A 19473-nucleotide genomic window follows, 5' to 3' on the forward strand; every position below is an offset into this window, starting at 1 on the left:
AGTCACGCGTGGTCGCGGCGGAACTGGGCGGGGGTGCGGCCGGTGAGGCGGGCGAAGGTGCGGGTGAACGCGGCCTGGTCGTAGAAGCCGCAGCGGCCCGCGACGTCGGCGAGGGGGAGGTCGGACTCCCGCAGGAGGGCCGTCGCGCGGTCGATGCGCGTCGTGAGGACGAGCTGCCCGGGCGACCGGTGGAACACGCGGCGGACGCGGCGTTCGAGCGTGTCGACGCTGCAGCCCGCGACGTCGGCGAGTTCCGGCACGCGGATGGGTCGGCCGACGTGGGCGGCGATGTGCTCGACGACGCGGGTGAGCGACGTCATCGCCGGGTCGTCGACGGCGTCGGCGCCGACGTCCTGGCTGAGCGAGGCGAGGCCGACGACCCGCCCCTCGTGCCGCAGCGGCACCTTGTTCGTGAGGAACCACCGCGGCCGCCCGCCCCGCGCGCTGATGAGCTCGAGCTCGTGGTGCAGGGAGCGGCCGGTCTCCATCACCGTACGGTCCTGCGTCTCGTACCGTTCCGCGAGTTCGGGAACGAAGAGCTGAGCCGCGCTGCGGCCGAGGACCTCCCGGCGGGACCGCTTGCCGGCGCGGTGGACGAAGGTCGTGTTGACGGCGACGTAGAGGCCCGCCGTGTCCTTCACACAGAACATCGTCGTCGTGAGGTCGTCGAGCAGGTCGAGCATCGCGCCCCCCGTCGCCGCCCGGAGCTCGGACGTGAGGAGGTGCGGCTCGGCGGTCATGTCACCCATCGTCGATCATCGACGCGGCCGGGGGCACCCCCCGGGTGGGGTCGCCGGTGGGTGGCAGGGTGTTCGCGTGGCGCAGTGGGTCTGCGGAGAATCGACAAGACGAACCCTCCGGCGCGTCCCGATACTGGCCGGATGAACGAGTCGACGACGACGTCCCCCTCCGCGAACGAGCCTGCACGCGACGAGGCCTCGGGCATCCCCGCAGGCACGGCGACCGAGACCGGCGACACGACCGCCCGTGACGCGCTCGCGCCCCTCGTGGAGGAGGCCGTCGCGCTCGCGCACCGCTGGGCGGAGGCCACCGAGCGGGAGCAGACGAAGGCCGAGAAGGCGACGACCGGCCAGCTCGCCTCCCTCGTCCGCGACGAGGCGGGACTCGATTTCGCCGTCCGGTTCGTCGACCGCGTCGCCCGCCCGGAGGACAACGCCGCCGCCGCGCGGGAGCTCTCGCACCTCACGACGAAGAACGCCTCGAGCTTCCTCGACACCGGCGACCGTGCCCTCCTCGGCCTCGGCGCCAAGGTCGCGACCCTCGCGCCGAGCCTCGTCGTGCCCCTCGCGCGCACGCGTCTCAAGCAGATGGTCGGTCACCTCGTCGGCAACTCCCACGACCCGGCGCTGAAGAAGCACCTCGCGCAGGCGCGGGCCGAGGGGTTCCGGCTCAACGTCAACCTCCTCGGCGAGGCCGTCCTCGGCGAGAACGAGGCCGCCTCGCGCACGCAGCGCGTCACCGAGCTCCTCGAGCGGGACGACGTCGACTACGTCTCGATCAAGGTGAGTTCGCTCGTCTCCCAGATCAGCACGTGGGACCACGAGGGCACCGTCGCGCACTGCCTCGAGCGGCTGCGCCCCCTCTACCGCGTCGCGAACGAGAAGTCGCCCAAGGCGTTCGTCAACCTCGACATGGAGGAGTACCGCGACCTCGACCTCACGATCGACCTGTTCACGCGGATGCTCCTCGAGCCGGAGTTCCACCAGCTCGAGGCGGGCATCGTGCTGCAGGCGTACCTGCCCGACGCGCTGCCGGCGCTCGAGGAGCTCATCGCGTTCGCCCAGGAGCGGGTGGCCCAGGGGCGGTCGGGCATCAAGATCCGCCTCGTCAAGGGTGCGAACCTCGCGATGGAGCAGGTCGAGGCCGCGATCCACGGGTGGGAGCAGGCCCCGTACGACACGAAGGCCGAGGTCGACGCCAACTACCTGCGCTGCGTCGAACGGATGCTTCGCGAGGATGCGGCGGGCAGCGTCGACGGACGTCCCGCGGCGATCCGTGTCGGCGTCGCGAGCCACAACCTCTTCGACATCGCGACGGCCCACCTCCTCGCGGAGCAGCGAGGCGTCACCGATTCCCTCGACATCGAGATGTTGCAGGGCATGGCCCCGGCGCAGTCCCGTGCGGTCAAGGAGGCCGTCGGCACGGTGCTGCTCTACACGCCCGTCGTCGCGCCCGAGGACTTCGACGTCGCGGTGAGCTACCTCATCCGCCGCCTCGAGGAGAACGCCACACCCGGCAACTTCCTCCACGCGATCTTCGACGACGGCTCCCGCTCCGGAGAGAGCCCGATGGCGGAGCAGGAGGAGCGGTTCCGAGAGTCCGTCGAGGCGATCCCCGCGACGTCGGTCGGCCCACGGCGTCGCGCGCAGCGGGCCGAGATCGGCGACACGTTCGAGAACACCCCCGACTCCGACCCGGCGCTGCCCGAGGTGCGCGCGTGGGCGAAGGAGGCGCTCGAGGCGACGCCGCCGCCGCTCACCTCCCCCGTGCTCGAGAGCGCCGAGGCCGTCGACGACGTCGTCGCCACCGCCGTGCGGGCACAGGCCGAGTGGGTGGCCCGCCCGGCCTCCGAACGCGCCGCGTTGCTGCGCGAGGCCGCCCGTGAGCTCGAGAAGCGGCGCGGGACGTTCCTCACCGTCATGGCCGCGGAGGGCGGCAAGACCCTCGAACAGGCCGACCCCGAGGTGAGCGAGGCGATCGACTTCGCCCGCTACTACGCCGACCGCGTCGCCGACCTCGACTCCGACCTCGCCGCCGACGGCGCCCGGTTCACGCCGTGCACCGTGACGCTCGTGACGCCGCCGTGGAACTTCCCCGTCGCGATCCCCATGGGTGGTGTCCTCGCCGCCCTCGCCGCCGGGTCGGCCGCGATCATCAAGCCCGCGAACGCCACTCCCGGGTGCGTCGAGCTCGGCATGGAGGCGCTGCACGCGGCGGGCATCCCCGCCGAGGTCGCTCAGGTCGTCCGCACCGACGAGGGCGAGGTCGGCAAATGCCTCGTCTCCCATCCCGACGTCGAGACCGTCGTCCTCACCGGCGCGAGCGAGACCGCGCACCTCTTCGCCGGGTGGCGCGTCGAGCACGCCCGCGGCGCCCGCGTGTACGGCGAGACCTCCGGCAAGAACGCGCTCGTCGTCACGCCGGCGGCGGACCTCGACCTCGCCGCCGCCGACCTCGTCACCTCGGCGTTCGGGCACGCGGGGCAGAAGTGCTCGGCGGCCTCCCTCGGCATCCTCGTCGGGTCGGTCGCCGACTCCGAGCGGTTCCGGCGGCAGCTGATCGACGCCGTGCAGTCGCTCCGCGTCGGATGGCCGCAGGACCTCTCGACGACGATGGGGCCCGTCATCGCCCCGCCGGAGGGCAAGCTGCGGCGTGCGCTCACGACGTTGGAGCCCGGCGAGCGCTGGATCGTCGAGCCGCGGCAGCTCGACGATACCGGCCGTCTGTGGAGCCCGGGCCTCAAGGAGGGCGTCGCACCCGGCTCGTTCTTCCACCTCACCGAGGTCTTCGGGCCGGTCCTCGGCCTCATGCGTGCCGACTCCCTCACCGAGGCGATCGAGCTGCAGAACGCGACGGCCTACGGCCTCACCGCCGGTCTGCACTCCCTCTACGCCGACGAGATCGACGAATGGATGCAGACCGTCGAGGCGGGCAACCTCTACGTCAACCGGCACATCACCGGCGCGATCGTCCGCCGCCAGAGCTTCGGCGGCTGGAAGGAGAGCTCGGTGGGGCCGGGTGCCAAGGCCGGTGGCCCCAACTATGTGGCGCAGCTCGGCCGCTGGGAGCCCGACGGGCTGCCCACGCAGTTCGGCGACCTCGAACCGGCCGTGCGGCGGGCCCTGCGCGCGTTCCTGCCGATGCTCCCGGAGCGGGAGGAGCGCACGTGGCTCCGCGCCGCCGCGGCGAGCGACGCCCGTGCCTTCGAGGACGAGTTCGGCGTCGAGCGTGACGACTCCGACCTCGTCGTCGAGACGAACGTGTTCCGGTACCGCGTCCACCCGGACGTGTGGGTGCGGGCCGAGGACGGCACGTCGCTCGCCGAACTGCTGCGTCTCGTGCTGGGCGCGATCGTCACGGGTGCCCCGATGCGCCTGTCGCTGTCACCGGCGACGAGCGCGACGCTCAAGGCGATGCAGGGGCGGGACGCCGACGTCGACGAGGCGCTGCAGATCATCGCCTCCTCCGTCGACGCGGCGGAGACGGGGGAGGACTTCCTCCTCCGCGTCGAGCGCGGCGACGTCGGTGGTCGACTGCGGGTCCTCGGGTCGAACGAGGAACTCCTGCAGGCACTGCGCGAGGAGGAGGCGCGTGGCCTCGTCACGCTCTACACCGACCCCGTCCTCGCCACCGGCCGCCGCGAGCTGCTCTTCTTCCTGCGCGAGCAGGCCGTGAGCCGCACGATGCACCGTTACGGCCACCTCGACAAGGGCGCCGGCGCGTTCTGACCGACCCACGATGCGCCCCACCTCCGGTCGCCGGGGGTGGGGCGCATCGCTCTGCCCGTCTCGACGGGGGTGCACGGACGACGGTGGTCGAGACCGTCGACGAAAGATCAGACGGTGGCGCGTGTCCGTCTCCGGAGGCGGCGTCCTGTCGTCTCGATGTCACGACGTCGGCGCTGCCGGGCGGGGTCAGGGTGTGTCGACCGTCGTCACGACCGAGGTGACGCTGGGGCGGGCGGGGGTGGAGCCGAACCCGAAGCGCACGGGCGGGGTGACGGGGCGTAGGGGGCCGAGGTCGGTGTCCGTCCACGAGGCGACGAGTGAGGTGACGTCGTGGACGTCGTGCGCGCCGTAGTACTCCTTGCGTCCGCCGCCGGCGGTGCCCGCGGTGCGCAGGCCCACGACGCGGGCGGGGTGGTCGGCGAACCGGCAGAACGCCGGGGCCGTCGCGACCTGATGCGGGATCGTGTGGAGCAGCCACCCGAGGGCCGTGCGCCCGCCGGTGGTGAACGCCAACCGCAGCGGCCCGGCCTCGACGCTCCACCGTTCCGCGGGGCCGATCGCGGCGTTGCGGTCGATGTCGCAGGTCACGGGCGTGAGGACGACGTCGTCGAAGGAGTACGTCGCGATGACGAACTCGGCGACCTCCATGCTCGGCGCGAGCAGCAGCCGCTGGCCGGTGGGGCGTTCCACCATGACGTCGGTGAACGACCCGAGCGGCGACGTGGGCCAGTGGCCGACGACGAGGCGGGTGCCCTCGGCGGTGCCCATCCCGGCGATGAAGCCCTGGAAGGTGTGGCGGGTCATCGGGTCTCCTCGGTGGGGGTGGTGTCGGCGCGTGCGTCCGGGGTCGCGGGGGAGTCGGCGTCCTCGCCGTCGGCGGTGTCGCGTCCGCCGACGTCGCCGGGGACGTCGCGGGAGAACACGCCGAGGAGGAACTCGGCGTCGGTGTGGGTGACGATGCGGCCCCACCCGCGGGCGGCCAGGGCGGCGGCGGCCTCGTTGAACGCCTCGAGGCCGGAGACGTGGGCGTCGTCGGGGTGCGGGCCCCAGTTGACGAGGACGAGGTCGGCGTCCGGCGTGGCGACGTCGTCGACGAGGGCATAGGTCGCGGCGCGGTCGTCGGCGTCGAGGTAGTAGAGCACCTCGCTCACGACGACGAGGTCGGGCGCACCGTCGAGGACGTCCGGGCGGCCGGGCAGCGGCGAGCGCGCGAGGCGGACGTGGTCGAACTCCGCGAGGCGGGTCGTGGCGAGGGCGACGGCCTCACCGGAGGCGTCGGTGGCGAGCACGGCATCCGCACGCCCGGCGAGACCGGCGGCGAGTTCCCCCGTGCCGCAGCCCGCGTCCCAGACGTACCCGTAGTGGGGGCGACGCAGCGAGGCGAGGACGACCGCGATCTTGCGGCGTTCGTACCAACTCGTCGCGACCTGCCACGGGTCGGGGTCGTCGGCGTACATCCGGTCGAAGTCGGGGGTGCTCACCCGCTCATCGTGTCAAAGGTCGCGGGTGTCGCCACTCGACGGCCGGGCGTCGGCGGGTGGCGCCGGGGTCAGGCGGGGAGGGGACGCGAGCCCGGCTCCGTCCCACCCCCGTTCCGGACGGAGGGGGTGGGGACGGCATCGGCGGTGTGACGGCAGGAAGGCTCCCCGACGTCGGGGGAGGCGTGCGGGTCAGGCGAGCGGTGCGGGCAGCTCGGAGCGGGGGACGTCGGCGAGCGAGTCGTGACGCCAGTGAGGGTCGTTGCTCTTGTCGACGAGGAGCGCGCGGACGCCCTCGCGGAAGTCGGGTTCGTCGCCGAAGGCGTGGGCGAGGGCGCGGTCCTGGTCGAGGACGGCGTCGAGCGAGCCGAGGGTGGCCGCGCGGCGGAGAGCGGCGAGCGTCACGCACACGGAGAACGGGGAGCGGGCGGCGATGGCCTCGGCGGCGGCGTGGGCGTTCTCGGCACCCTCGCCGTCCCACTCCTGCAGGCGGGTGAGGATCGCGGCGGCGTCGTCGCCGGTGTAGCAGGCATCGATCCAGGCGCGGTCCTCCTCCAGGGGTGCGGGGTGGGTGGTGGAGCCGAGGTCGGCGGGGGCGGGCACCTCGCCGGACTCGAGACCGGCGAGGATCCCCGGGATCGCCTCGGAGGAGACGAGGACGTCGGCGACGCCGAGGAGCACGGCGTCGGCGCCGGTGGCGACGGAGCTCGTGAGGGCGAGGTGGGTGCCGAGTTCGCCCGGTGCGGAGGCGAGGAGGTGCAGGCCGCCCACGTCGGGGAAGAACCCGATCTTCGTCTCGGGCATGGCGATCTTGGTGCGTTCGGTGGCGATGCGCAGCGAGGCGTGCCCGGCGATGCCGATGCCGCCGCCCATGCACACGCCGTCCATGAACGCGACGACGGGCTTGGGGTAGGCGCCGATGAGGCCGTCGACGTCGTACTCGGTGTCGAAGAACGCCATCGCGGCGTCGGCGTCGCCGTCGAGGAGGGCCTGCCGTACGGAGACGACGTCTCCGCCCGCGCACAACCCCTTCTCCCCGGCGCCGGTGATGGCGACGACCTCGACGGCGCCGTCGTCGGCCCACTCGCGCAACTGCGTGCGCAGGGCCGTGACCATCGGCAGGGTGAGGGAGTTGATCGCCTTCGGGCGGTCGAGGATCACGTGCCCGAGCGCTCCCCGGCGCTCGAACCTCACGTTCGTCTCGGTCACGTCACCCACGTCGTCCTCCTCATCGCGTCCTGCATCGTTCCCGGTGCGGGCGCGTCCACCGTAACGCGGGCGCTGTGCTCGGCCGCGGTGACCGGGGTCGTCCGAGGTCGCCGGTGGCCCGTGCGGACCTCGTGCCGCGAGGAGGGCCCGCAGGGGAGAGTCGGAGGGTGAGTATTTCCCTCGTGGTGGTCGACCGACTTCTGGAAGAGCGGTTCCCGGGCCGGGACGAGCTCGTGGAGCAGCGGCGGGGGCTGCAGGTGGAGTCCGCCGACGCCGCCGGCGGGCTCTTTCTCATGTCGTCGTGCGGGGAGCCCGCGCCCGTGGAGCAGCGCATCCCGGTCGAGGCGCCGTACCCGGACGACGACGGGGCGACGGTCCACGTCCTTCTTCACGTGGTCGACGGATACCTCGACGAGGTGGAGGTGTTCGCGAGGACGGCGGCAGGGTCCACACACCCGCCCACGAGGCCGCCCTCGACGTCATCGTCGACGACCTCCACCGGGACGGCTTCTCGAATCCCTGACGGGCAGGTGGTCGAGCGCGGTCCCCGTCGACGCGTGTAGGGCCCCCACCCGCCCGTCGGACCCGTCGCCGAAGGTCGAAGGGCTGTCGGGGTGCTGTGGCAGACTCCGACGCGTCGGGCACGGGGACCCTGCGCCGACCGTTCCACTCATCGGAGTTCGCGTGTTCCTCACCAGGTTCAGCCTGCGCAACCGCGCGCTGATCGCGCTCGTCACCGTGTTCATCATGATCGGTGGGCTCATCGCCCTCGGGGGGATGCGTCGGGAACTCATCCCGCCGCTGCAGATCCCGATCGCCGGGGTCGTCACCGTCGTGCCCGGCGCGGGGCCGGGGGTCATCGAGGACCAGGTCACGAGCCCCATCGAGGCCGCCGTGCTCGGCGTCGAAGGGGTCGAGAAGGTCGAGTCGACCTCGTCGGCGAGCCTGTCGTCGGTCACGGTCGACCTCAAGTACGGCACCGACCTGCCCCAGGCGCAGGCCAAGATCCAACGCGCCGTCCTCGCCGTCCGCAACCTCCCCGAGGGCGCCGACCCTCGCGTCATCACCGGCAGCATCGACGACTTCCCTGTCATGCAGATCGCCGCCAGCGGTGGGGAGAACGCCGACCAGCTCGCCGAACGCGTCAAGAACCTCGTCGTCCCCGAACTCGAGGACGTCCCCGGCGTCCGCGAGGTGCAGGTCAGCGGTGCCGCCGACAAGATCGTGCGCATCGACCTCGACGAGGACGAGATGAAGCGCCTCGGCATCACGGCCTCCTCCGTCACGAGCCTGCTCCAGGCCAACGGCGTCGTCGTCCCCGGCGGCCGTCTCACCGAGGGCGGCCAGGACCTCAGCGTCCAGACCGGCAGCCGCCTCACCAGCGTCGAGGAGATCCGCGATCTCCCCCTCGCCGCCCTCCCCAAGAGCGCCGCGAACCCCCTCGCCCAACTCTCCGCGGGAAGCGGGGGAGGTGGCGCCGCACCCAGGGCGGGCACGGGTACGAAGCCCCGTACCGGCGCCGGTGGCGCGGGCGGGACCGGCGGCATGGGCGGCCCGCCTGCGATGGGCGGCATGGGGATGCTCGCCCCCGTCCCCCACGCGCGGGTCATGGCGCCGACGCCGCCGACCCCCACCTCGCCCACCGGCACCCCCACCGGCACGCCCTCCCCGACGGGAACGGCGACGAGCACCCCGCCGTCACCCACCTCGACCTCGGCCTCGCCCAGCCCCACCACGCGTCCCACGGGCAGCCCCACGGGCCGTCCGACGACCCGCCCCACCGACCACCCGACGGGTCGCCCCACCGGTCTGCCGACGACGCTGCCCACCGCCCTGCCCACGACCCTGCCGACCGCGTTCCCCACGACCCTGCCGCCCGGCACGCCGTGGCCGGAGGGGCTCCCGCCGCTGCCCGAACTCGTCAAGCAGTTCGAGCAGCTCCCGAAGCTCATCGCCGCCCTCCAGCAGCTCGAACAGCTCCAGGGTCAGTTGCAGGGGCTCGAGCAGCTGCAGAAGCAGCTCAAGGGCCTCGAGCAGCTCCAGGGGCTGCAGGGTCAGCTCGGTGAGCTCCGCAAGCTGCAGGGTCAGCTCGAGCAGCTCCGCGGTCTGCAGGGGCAGCTCGGGCAGCTCGCCCAGCTTCAGGGGCAGCTGCAGCAGCTCCAGGGCCTGCAGGGTCAGCTCGCGGGGCTGTCGCAGCTGCAGGGACAGCTCAAGCAACTGCAGGGCCTGCAGGCGCAACTCGCCGGGCTCTCCGAACTGCAGAAGCAGCTCTCCGCCCTCCAGGGCAACCAGACCGTCCCCACCCCGAAGATCCACACCCTCGGCGACGTCGCCGAGGTCGCGCTCGTGAATGCGCCCGGCGCCGGGGTCTCCCGCTCCGACGGGCGCCCCAGCGTCACCCTCGCGATCACCAAGACCCCCGAGGCCGGCGCCGTCGACGTCTCCCACGCCGTGCAGGACAAGCTGACCGACGCCCAGTCCAAGATCCCCGGCGGAAAGCTCGCCGTCGTCTTCGACCAGGCGCCGTTCATCGAGCAGTCCATCGACGACCTCGGCACCGAGGGCGCCCTGGGCCTCGTCATGGCCGTCCTCGTCGTGTTCGCGTTCCTGCTCTCGCTGCCGCTCACGCTCGTCACGGCCCTGTCGATCCCCATGTCGCTGCTCGTCGCGATCATCGGCATGAAGACCGGCGGGCTCTCCCTCAACATCCTCACCCTCGGCGCGCTCACGATCTCCGTCGGCCGCGTCGTCGACGACTCGATCGTCGTCATCGAGAACATCAAGCGGCACCTCGACCTCGGCGAACCCAAGAACGTCGCCATCCCCGCAGCCGTCAAGGAGGTCGCCGCCGCCATCACCGCGTCCACGGCCTCCACCGTCGCCGTGTTCCTCCCCATCGGCGTCGTCGGCGGCCAGGCCGGTGAGCTGTTCCGGCCGTTCGCCCTCACCGTCGCCCTCGCGATGAGCGCGTCCCTGCTCGTCGCGCTCACGATCATCCCCGTGCTCGGCTACTGGTTCGTCCGTGGCTCCTCCGAGAGCTCCTCCGAGAGCTCCGGCCGCACGCGGTGGCCCCGGTCGCGCCGCGCACCCCGCACGCACGACACCGACAGCGCGGGCCTCGTCCAGCGGGCCTACATGCCGGCCCTCGGGCTCGCGCTCCGTCGCCCCGTCGCGACCCTCCTCGTCGCGTTCCTCCTCCTCGGCGCCACGGGCCTCGCGGCCACGGGTCTCAAGACCGACTTCATCGGCGACTCCGGCTCGAACTCCCTCCAGATCACGCAGAGCCTCCCCGCCGGCACCACCCTCGAGAAGACCGACGACCGCGCCAAGGCCCTCGAACGTCTCGTGCGCGCCCGGCCCGAGGTGGCCTCCGTGCAGACGACCATCACCGGCTCCGGCGGCAGCGGCCTCGAGGCGCTGTTCTCCGGCGGCGGCAGCAACACCGCCCGCACGACCGTCACCCTCGACGAGGGATCCGACGCCAAGGCCGTCTCCGAGGCCCTGCGCGCCGAGGCACGGAAGCACGCGGATCTCGGCACCGTCTCCGTCTCCGAGTCCGGCGGTGGCGGCCCCGGCAGCCGCCAGGTCGAGGTCTCCGTCCAGGCCGCCGACGACACGGACCTCCGCGCCGCCGCCGACACCGTCGAGAAAGCCGTCCGCGGCGTCGGGGGGACCCGCGACATCGCGAACAATCTCGCCGCCGACGTGCCGCAGCTCAGCATCGACGTCGACCGCGCCGAGGCGTTGAAGCGCGGACTCACCGAGCCGCAGATCGGCCTCGCCGTCTCGAACGCCCTCCAAGGCGCGACCATCGGCAAGGTCGAGATCGACCAGCAGCGTCACGACGTCGTCGTCCACGAACGCCCCGCACCCGAGACGATCGCCGCGCTCGAGGACATCCCCGTCGGCAGCGACCTCAACGGCAAGACCGTGCGTCTCCACACCGTCGCCGACGTCGACAGGACGAAGACCGCGGCGTCGATCAGCCGCGTCGACGGCCGCCGCACCGCACTCATCACCGCGGTGCCCGAGGGCGACGACCTCGGCGGCCTCACGCGGAACATCCAGTCGGCCCTCGACGCGACGCAGCTCCCCGCCGGCGCCTCCGCCACCATCGGCGGTGTGAGCGCCGACCAACAGGAGGCGTTCGGGCAGCTCGGCATCGCGCTGCTCGTGGCGATCGCCATCGTCTACGTCGTCATGGTCGCGACGTTCGGCAGTCTCATCCAGCCGCTCATCCTCCTCGTGAGCGTCCCGCTCGCCGCCACCGGCGCGCTCGCCGCACTCGAGCTCACCGGCACCGCCCTCGGCGTGCCGGCGATCATCGGTCTGCTCATGCTCGTCGGCATCGTCGTCACCAACGCGATCGTCCTCATCGACCTCGTCAACCAGCACCGCGCCGCCGGAGCCGGGGTCGAGGAAGCCGTCGTCGAGGGCGCCCGCGACCGTGTGCGCCCCATCGTCATGACGGCGCTCGCGACGATCCTCGCGCTCGTCCCGATGGCGATGTCCCTCTCCGGCGGCGGCGCGTTCATCTCCCAGCCGCTCGCACTCGTCGTCATCGGCGGCCTCTTCAGCTCGACCGCCCTCACCCTGCTCGTCGTCCCGGCGCTCTACCTCCTCGTCGAACGTCGCCGGGCGGGACGTGGGAACCCCCGCGATCCCTTCGCCGAGACGCCGCCGCGGACCACCGAGGCAGATGCGCCCGTCTCGTCAGGCGCGACCGTCGCGTCCGGTGTCTCCGCCGCGCCGCAGGGATCCGAGGGGTCGGGTACCTTCGGGTCCACCGCCCGGCGCGCCGAGGGGACGCCGCCCGCGTCGCGCACCGCCGAGGGTGACGTCGCCCGGTCCGAGAACGGGCCGCGCGACGAATCCCCCGCCGACCCGGCCGGACCCACGGCGCGCCCCACCGTCCGTGACGACGACGCGGAGCCGCCGCAGACGTGACGGGACGGGCGATTCTTGCGCAAGGGGGGCCCTGGTGGTTAGGTGGCCTCACGACGACGACGTCGAAGGAGTGCACCGTGACGACCATGCAGGACGCGCCCACCACGCAGGATGCGGCCCCCACCTCACCCGTCGAGGGAACGAAGAGCGTGCGTGTGCCCCACGCGCCGGCCTCGGTGCGCCAGGCCCGACGCATCATCTCCGAGGACCTCACCGCCCGAGGCGTCGGCCGCGCGGTCGTCGAGGAGGCCGAGGCGGTCGTCTCCGAGTTCGTCGGCAACGCCGTGTTCCACGCCCGCCCCCTCGCCGACGGCTGCGTGCGGGTGCGGTGGAAGGTCAAGAGCGGCTCGGTCGAGGTCGAGGTCCGCGACGGCGGCGGCGACACGATCGCCAAGCCCGTGCGTCGTTCCCTCTGGGCCGTCCGCGGCCGGGGTCTCCGCATCGTCCGCAGCATGGCCCACGAGTGGGGTGTGCAGGACGAACGCAACGGCCGCACCGTGTGGGCCGCCCTCGGCGGACCCTCCCGTCGCCGCCGCCTCTGACCGCGTCGCAAAGAGGCGTCGACCGGGAACTCCGCGTCGCCCCCTAGGCTGTCGGGCATGGGTAAGGCATCACGTCGCGCTCGCCAGACCGAGCGAGCACAGTCCCCGTCCGTCGCCGCCGCGCCGTTCGTCGCGCGCCCCTTCGAGGGATTGGCGGGTGAGGCCGACATCGTCGCCATGCGCGAGATCGTCCCCGCCGCCACCGCGACCCTCACGTTGAGGCAGGACGCCGCGCCGCTGCGTGCGACCGCCGAGCAGGGCGGGGTCGAGGTGCCCGAGAGCATCGAACTCGTCACCGTCCTCCCGATGGCGTGGCCCGCACTCCACCGCGGGGATGGCACGTACCTCCTCGGGCTGCAGTCGACCTCCCACACCGGCGACTACTCCCGGGACGCCGCGCACGCCCTCCTCGAACTGCTCCGCACCCCGGCCGGCAGCCCGGCCCGCCCGTCGGGCGTCGCCGACGCGTCCACCCCGCGGCTCCAGGACCTCGTCGTCGCCGATGCCCCGATGCCGGTGACGATGTACGAGACGTTCGAGTTCTGGTTCGCGCCGGGCGCCGACCTCGACGGCGAGGCCGCCGCGTCGCTCCAGGAGACGAACGAGGCGATCATCCCCACGACGAAGCTCGAGAGCATCGCCTCGGCGTACTGGTGCCGCGTCGGCGAACGCACCCACCTGCGCTGGCTGCAGCCCCACGACGAGGACGCCGCGACCGACGCGCTCGCCCGCCTCGTCGCCGCCGACGAGGCCGGTCTCGGTGAGGGAACCCGGCTCCTCGGCGCGTTCCGCGCCTGCGGACTCCTCGTGCCCGTGTGGGACCTCGACCCGGCGCTCGAGGCCGACGCCTATGAGGACGCCGCCGCGGCCATGGCCGCCCGCTTCGAGAAGGCCGCCGTGACGGACGCGCCGCTCACCCCCGAGGAACGTCGCGCCCGCAACGGCCTGCTGAGCCGCCAGCTCACCCTCCGATGACGTCGTCGACGGCGGGGCGTCTGCCCCGGATCGGGTACCTCGGCCCGCCCGGCACGTTCACCGAGATGGCGCTGCTCCGCCTGCCCGAGGCGGAGACGTGCGAGGCCGTCCCGTGCCCGTCGGTCGACGCCGCGCTCGCGAGGGTCCGTGCCGGAGAGCTCGACTCGGCCGTCGTCGCCATCGAGAACTCCGTCGAGGGCGGGGTGTCCGCCACGCTCGACGGTCTCGCCGTGGGTGCGCCGCTCCACCTCGTCGGCGAGGTGCTCGTGCCGATCCGGTTCGTCCTCGCCGCCCGCCCGGGAACGCGGATGGAGGACATCCGCGCGGTGTCGACACACAGTCACGCGTGGGCGCAGGTCCGCGGATGGATGGCGCGGAACCTCCCCACGGCGACGTTCCTCCCCGCGCTGTCGAACGCGGCCGCCGCGGCCGACCTCGCCGGTGAGACCGACGTGCCGTTCCAGGCCGCGGTGTGCCCCCAGATCGCCGCCGACAGGCACGGGCTCGTCCCGCTCGCCGACGACATCGGCGACATCCCCGACGCGGTGACCCGGTTCGTCGTCGCCGCCCGCCCGGGCCGGTTGCCCCTGCCCACCGGCGCGGACAAGACGACCGTCGTCCTCTCCCAGCGCGACGACCGCCCCGGCGGCCTGCTCGGACTCCTCGAACAGTTCGCCGCGCGCGGCATCAACCTCACCCGGATCGAGTCGCGGCCGACGAAGCACTCCCTCGGTTCGTACTCGTTCTCCGTCGACCTCGAGGGGCACGTCGAGGACGAACGCGTCGGTGAGACGCTCATGGGGCTGCGGCGTATTTGCGCGGAGGTCCGGTTCCTCGGCTCCTACCCGCGCGCCGACCGTCGACCCGCCGAGATCGACCCCGACCACGACGACGCCGCCTACGTCTCGGCGCGAGCGTGGCTCGACGGCCTCCGCGCGCGGACGGCCTGACGCCGGGACGGCGCCGCTGAGGCCCTGAGCCCGATCGGCCCGCCGGTCGGCGTGTCCGTCCACCCACCCCCACCGCCCTGATCGGGTCAGCGCACGGGCGTGGCCGCGGTGGCGCCGGTGGCGGGGTCCGTCGCGGCCGGCGCGACCGTACGCGCCGGGAGGACCGTCTCCGCGATGTGCGCCCCGGGGTGGGTGCCCTCGTGGCCGGTGCGGGCCGTGCGGACGACGAGTGACTTCGGCAGCACCGAGACCGCGAGGGAGCGCGCGGGACCGATGGGGTCGCCGTCGAGCTGCACCTCCTCCTCGTGCCCGTCCGCGAGGTCGACCTGCATGTGTCGGCACTGGAAGTGCTCGACGCGATGGTGGCCGCGGCGGGTCTTCGTGAGGATCCGCACGGCGACGCCCGCCCACCCGACGACGCCCTTGGGAGCGAGGAGCACCGCGTCGAGCGTGCCGTCGTCGACCGAGGCGTCGGGGAGCAGCTCGACGCCGCCCTGGAGGCGCCCGACGTTACCGATGATGATCGAACGGACCCGACGCTGCACAGGAGGCTCGTCGTCGAAGCGCGCCGTCGCCGCGAACCGGGGCCCGTTCAGCTGCGTGAGCCCCGAGACGAGGTACGCGGCCCACCCGATGTGGTTCTTGAGCGCCTCGGGCGCCTCGGCCATCACCGACGCGTCGAAGCCGAGCCCGGCCATGACGAGGAAATAGTGGTCCTTCGGTTCGTCCTGCGTGTCCGCCGGTGCGACGGACAGGCATCCCACGTCGATGCGGGTGTCCTCGCCCGTGAGCGCGACGACGAGGGAGTCCTCGAGGGAGTCGAACGGCAGGTCGAGGTTGCGGGCGAGGAGGTTGCCCGTCCCACCGGGCAGGAGACCCATCGGGACGCCCGTGTCGCGGAGCGCGGCCGCGACGGCGCGGACGGTGCCGTCACCGCCGAGGGGGCAGACGAGGTCGACCTCCGCGTCGAGCGCCTCCCGTGTCTGGCCGGTGCCGTTGTCCTCCTCGGTGGTCTCCCACCAGCGCAGCTCCCAGCCGCGGTCCGCGGCGATGCCGTCGAGGCGTGACTGCACCTCGGGGATGTCGTCGAACTTCGTCGGGTTGACGACGACGGCGGCGACGGGACGACATCGCGCCTCGCCGGGAGTGTCGTCGTCGGCACCGTTCCGGGCGGGATCGACTGCTCGAGAAGGGGATCCGTCGCCGCCGATCCGCACGGTCGCCCACACGACCGTCAGGACGACGACGAGAGCGGCGAGGATGCCGGCGAGCAGGGCGAGATCGGTCACGACCTGACGTTACCGTCGCGCACCCCGGCGGCGGAGATCGTCTTGCGTGCCGCCCCTACGCCGCGTCCATGCGGCATCCCCGTCGCGTTCCCACCGCATCCGCACTGCGCGCAGGCGTGGCCTCGGCGGGGGCTCCGGATACCCTTGAGGAGTGATCGACATCAAGCTCCTCCGCGAGAACCCGCAGGCCGCCCGCGCGTCGCAGCACGCCCGGGGTGAGGACGAGGGGATCGTCGACGCGATCCTCGACGCCGACGAGCGTCGTCGATCGTCCCTCTCGGAGTTCGAGCGTCTGCGCGCCGAGCAGAAGACCACGAGCAAGACCGTGGGCGAGGCCATGGGTCGGCTCGGCAAGGCGAAGAAGTCGGGCGCGTCGGCCGACGAGGTCACCGCCCTCGAGCGCGAGGCCAACGAGGCCCGCCGCGCGGCCGGCGATCTGTCGAACCAGGTCAAGGCCCTGCAGGCCACCGCCGACCAGGCGGGCGCGGAGCTCGACGCGCTCATGCGTCGCATGCCGAACATCGTCGTCGAGGGCGTTCCCGCCGGCGGTGAGGAGGACTTCGTCGAGCTCGAGAAGACCGGCCCGGAGCCGCGCGACTTCGCCGCCGAGGGCTTCGAGGCCAAGGACCACCTCGAGATCGCCGAGCACCTCGGCCTCCTCGACATGGGTCGCGGCGTCAAGGTCGCCGAGTCGCGGTTCTACTACATGGTCGGCCAGGGCGCCCGCCTCGAGAACGCGCTCATGCAGCTCGCCCTCGAGACGGCCTACGACAACGGATTCACGCAGGTCGGCGTGCCGACGCTCGTCAACCCGACCGTCATGGCGGGCGCGGGGTTCCTCGACTCCCACGCGGACGAGGTCTACAAGCTCGGCACCGACGACCTCTACCTCACGGGCACCTCGGAGGTCGCGCTCGCCGGGTTCCACGCCGACGAGATCATCGACCTCTCCGACGGCCCGCGCCGGTACGCGGCCCTGTCGACGTGCTACCGCCGCGAGGCGGGCAGCTACGGCAAGGACACGCGCGGCATCATCCGGGTGCACCAGTTCCAGAAGGTCGAGATGTTCGTCTACTGCCGCCCCGAGGACGCGGTGGCCGAGCATGAGCGTCTCCTCGGCTACGAGCGCCAGATGCTCGACGGCATGGAGATCCCCTACCGCGTCATCGACGTCGCCGCCGGTGACCTCGGTGGCCCGGCCGCCCGCAAGTTCGACTGCGAGGCGTGGGTGCCCACCCAGGGCAAGTACCGCGAGCTCACGTCGACGTCGAACTGCACGACGTTCCAGGCGCGTCGCCTCGGCATCCGGGAGCGCGCCGAGCACGGCACCCGCATCGTCGCCACGCTCAACGGCACCCTCGCCACCACGCGCTGGATCGTCGCGCTCCTCGAGAACCACCAGCAGGCCGACGGCACCGTCCGCGTCCCCGCGGCGCTCCAGCCGTACCTCGGCACCGACACCCTCGTCCCCGGCGGGCGCTGAGCCGTGCGCCGGGTCGGGCGTGAGGAGGCCGAGCGCCTCCTCACCCCCGGGGACGACGTCGTCCACGAGGTGACGGTCGTCCGACGCCGACCCGACCTCGCCGACCCCGTCCGCGGCGGTGAGGCCGCCGCCGACGTCCATGAGGTCGAGTACGCCGACGGCGGCGTCTACGCCTGGTCCTGGCGCAGCCCTCAGGTCATCCGCGACGGCTCCCGCCTGTGGTGCACGTCCGCGACGGGGGAGGGTGTGCGTTGCGTCCGCGTCGAGACCGTCCTGCCCGAGCCCGAGGTCCTCGCCGTCGCCTCCGTCGTGTACCTCGGGCCCGGGCGTCGGCGCCGCGGCCGCATCTCCCGCCCGATCGAGGCGGGCTACCTCGAACCCGTGGAGGTGGTGCGGTGGTGTGAGGACACCGTCACCGCCGCCGCCGTGGACGGACGCCTCTGGTCCTGGCAGGTACGCCGGGCGGACGACGACCCCGCGGCCCTGTCCGTCGGCACACGCGTCTGGGCCACACCGCTGCGGGAGGGCGGGTATGTGCACCTCGTCGGGAGCCCCGACGCGGAGGGTGCGGGCGTTCCCACCGTCGTCGAGGCGGCCGGGGTCGCGCGCACTCCGCTGCCTCCGGGCTCGGAGATCCAGGACGTCGTCCGCCCCTGATCGCCCCCGCACGGGGGTCTGCCGGGGCGTCCAGAATGCGTCCAAGGTCGTCGACCGACTCGAACGCCTTGCCTTCGAACCTGGACGCAGAACGGTCGCACGACCTGATTCACGAATGTGTACATGAGCGACTTCTCTTCACGACTTCGCTTGTGTGGCAATAGGGTTCGTCGTTCGTAAGGCGATATCCCGCGGTGGCCGAATTGTCTGAAGAATCACACCCCGCAGGCCGATGAGGGAGGGGCCGACACGACGTCGGTCCTCCGCACACGAAAGGCCAGGGGTTCGTCATGGATGACGCACGGCAGCATTCGACGGGGCATCTCGAGGAATTCGCCGACCTCTACACCCATCACCTCTACCTCGCCGGGTACCTCCGCGAGTGGGCTGCGGCCACGGCGCGCGACGCCGCGGCCGAGCGCGGCCTTCTCGAGGCCGAGTACCTCAAGGGGTACGCCCGCGCGCTCGCCGACATCACCGACCACGTCGAGGCGGGCGAGGCCCTCCCCGGCGGACCTCTCTACGCCCGCGTCGCCGAACGTCTGGCCCAGGAGGGGCGCCGCGCCTGACGCCACACCGGGCCGCCTGCGGCACCGCAGGTGGGATGCTGTGGGCGCCATGGAGACGATCAACAGCCCCGCCAACGCCCGACTCCGCGCCCTCGTCCGGCTGCGCCGACGCCGCGACCGTGACGCCGCGGGCGTCACCCTCGTCGACGGCGTCGAGGAGACGAGTCTCGCGCTCCGCTCCGGCGCCCGCATGCGAGAGGCCTACTGGTGCCCCGATCTCGACGACGGCCGCGCCGCGCCGCTCCTCGACGCGCTCAGCGAGCGCGGCGTGCCGCTCGTGCAGCTCTCCCGCGTCGCGTTCGAGAAGGTCGCCTACCGCGAGGGGCCCGACGGGATGCTCGCCGTCCTCGAGGCCCCCGGTGCGCCGCTCTCGTCGTTCGACCCGGCATCCCCGGAGTTCCTCCTCCTCGCCGAGCACGTCGAGAAGCCGGGCAACCTCGGCGCGATCCTCCGCACGGCCGACGCCGCGGGCGTCGACGGCGTCATCGCCGCGGATCCCGTGACCGACTGGGGCAACCCCAACGTCGTCCGCGGCAGCAAGGGTGCCGTGTTCTCGGTCCCCGTCGTCTCCGCCGGCAGCGAGGAGACCCTCGACTGGCTGCGCGCCCGCAGCATCGCGCTCGTCGCCGCCACCCCCGACACCGACGTCCTCCACACCGACGCCGACCTCACCGGCCCGATCGCCATCGCCGTCGGCGCCGAGAAGGAGGGGCTCTCCCCGCAGATGCTCGACGACGCCGACATCCGCGTGCGCATCCCGATGGTCGGGCACGTCGACTCGCTCAACGTCGCCACCTCCGCCGCGATCCTCCTCTATGAGGCCGTCCGGCAACGCGCCCGGCGCCACGACTGAGCAGGGGGTGCCGTTCGTCCCGGGCCGTATGGAGGCGTTCCGGGGGGCCCTG

15 protein-coding genes are annotated in these 19473 nt (G+C 72.8%); 10 read left to right on the forward strand and 5 right to left on the reverse strand.

Annotation, left to right across the window (positions count from 1 at the left end; all coding sequences use genetic code 11):
* Positions 1–2 precede the first annotated feature (2 nt).
* On the reverse strand, positions 3–749 hold the full coding sequence (locus tag MOPEL_RS14685) for an AraC family transcriptional regulator (RefSeq protein WP_009483671.1): 747 nt from the start codon (positions 747–749) through the stop codon (positions 3–5).
* A 132-nt stretch (positions 750–881) separates the two neighbouring features.
* On the opposite strand from MOPEL_RS14685, the gene MOPEL_RS14690 reads away from it, so the two are divergent.
* Positions 882–4469 (forward strand): bifunctional proline dehydrogenase/L-glutamate gamma-semialdehyde dehydrogenase, encoded by a 3588-nt coding sequence (locus MOPEL_RS14690; protein ID WP_009483672.1) that lies wholly within the window; start codon positions 882–884, stop codon positions 4467–4469.
* A 186-nt stretch (positions 4470–4655) separates the two neighbouring features.
* Here MOPEL_RS14690 and MOPEL_RS14695 read toward each other — a convergent pair whose 3' ends face one another.
* From MOPEL_RS14695 to MOPEL_RS14705, 3 genes are all read right to left on the reverse strand, one after another.
* A complete protein-coding gene (locus tag MOPEL_RS14695; protein WP_009483673.1) occupies positions 4656–5273 on the reverse strand; it encodes a hypothetical protein in 618 nt (205 codons plus the stop codon).
* Positions 5270–5950 (reverse strand): SAM-dependent methyltransferase, encoded by a 681-nt coding sequence (locus MOPEL_RS14700; protein ID WP_009483674.1) that lies wholly within the window; start codon positions 5948–5950, stop codon positions 5270–5272. Before MOPEL_RS14700 ends, MOPEL_RS14695 begins: the two co-directional genes overlap by 4 nt.
* Positions 5951–6139: 189 nt before the next feature.
* A complete protein-coding gene (locus MOPEL_RS14705) occupies positions 6140–7165 on the reverse strand; it encodes an enoyl-CoA hydratase/isomerase family protein (protein ID WP_009483675.1) in 1026 nt (341 codons plus the stop codon).
* A gap of 104 nt (positions 7166–7269) precedes the next feature.
* Between MOPEL_RS14705 and MOPEL_RS14710 the strand changes: the two genes are divergently transcribed.
* From MOPEL_RS14710 to pheA, 5 genes are all read left to right on the forward strand, one after another.
* Entirely contained in the window at positions 7270–7719 is a 450-nt protein-coding gene (locus MOPEL_RS14710) for a hypothetical protein (RefSeq protein WP_141631382.1), read from the forward strand.
* A 121-nt stretch (positions 7720–7840) separates the two neighbouring features.
* Entirely contained in the window at positions 7841–12103 is a 4263-nt protein-coding gene (locus tag MOPEL_RS16240) for an efflux RND transporter permease subunit (RefSeq protein WP_009483677.1), read from the forward strand.
* Between the two features lie 86 nt (positions 12104–12189).
* Positions 12190–12645 carry an ATP-binding protein gene (locus MOPEL_RS14720; RefSeq protein WP_051992352.1) on the forward strand — a complete coding sequence of 152 codons (456 nt, stop codon included), beginning with the start codon at positions 12190–12192 and terminating at the stop codon, positions 12643–12645.
* Between the two features lie 57 nt (positions 12646–12702).
* Positions 12703–13620 carry a DUF5926 family protein gene (locus MOPEL_RS14725; RefSeq protein ID WP_009483679.1) on the forward strand — a complete coding sequence of 306 codons (918 nt, stop codon included), beginning with the start codon at positions 12703–12705 and terminating at the stop codon, positions 13618–13620.
* Positions 13617–14570: a prephenate dehydratase gene (gene pheA / locus MOPEL_RS14730; protein ID WP_009483680.1), complete on the forward strand. Its 954-nt coding sequence runs from the start codon at positions 13617–13619 to the stop codon at positions 14568–14570. The genes MOPEL_RS14725 and pheA overlap by 4 nt, the downstream gene beginning before the upstream one ends.
* Before the next feature lie 86 nt (positions 14571–14656).
* Here the strand turns inward: pheA and MOPEL_RS14735 are convergent, their stop codons facing one another.
* Positions 14657–15859 carry a diacylglycerol/lipid kinase family protein gene (locus MOPEL_RS14735; protein ID WP_009483681.1) on the reverse strand — a complete coding sequence of 401 codons (1203 nt, stop codon included), beginning with the start codon at positions 15857–15859 and terminating at the stop codon, positions 14657–14659.
* A gap of 151 nt (positions 15860–16010) precedes the next feature.
* Between MOPEL_RS14735 and serS the strand changes: the two genes are divergently transcribed.
* The 4 genes from serS (at position 16011) to MOPEL_RS14755 (ending at position 19421) form a co-directional block, all read left to right on the forward strand.
* On the forward strand, positions 16011–17342 hold the full coding sequence (gene serS, locus MOPEL_RS14740) for a serine--tRNA ligase (RefSeq protein ID WP_009483682.1): 1332 nt from the start codon (positions 16011–16013) through the stop codon (positions 17340–17342).
* A 3-nt stretch (positions 17343–17345) separates the two neighbouring features.
* Entirely contained in the window at positions 17346–17999 is a 654-nt protein-coding gene (locus MOPEL_RS14745) for a hypothetical protein (RefSeq protein ID WP_009483683.1), read from the forward strand.
* 290 nt (positions 18000–18289) lie between these two features.
* Positions 18290–18568 (forward strand): hypothetical protein, encoded by a 279-nt coding sequence (locus tag MOPEL_RS14750; RefSeq protein ID WP_009483684.1) that lies wholly within the window; start codon positions 18290–18292, stop codon positions 18566–18568.
* Positions 18569–18617: 49 nt separating this feature from the next.
* Positions 18618–19421 (forward strand): RNA methyltransferase, encoded by an 804-nt coding sequence (locus MOPEL_RS14755; protein ID WP_040634914.1) that lies wholly within the window; start codon positions 18618–18620, stop codon positions 19419–19421.
* Positions 19422–19473: the final 52 nt, after the last annotated feature.

The sequence above is a fragment of the Mobilicoccus pelagius NBRC 104925 genome, assembly GCF_000247995.1.
Taxonomy (GTDB): Bacteria; Actinomycetota; Actinomycetes; order Actinomycetales; family Dermatophilaceae; genus Mobilicoccus; species Mobilicoccus pelagius.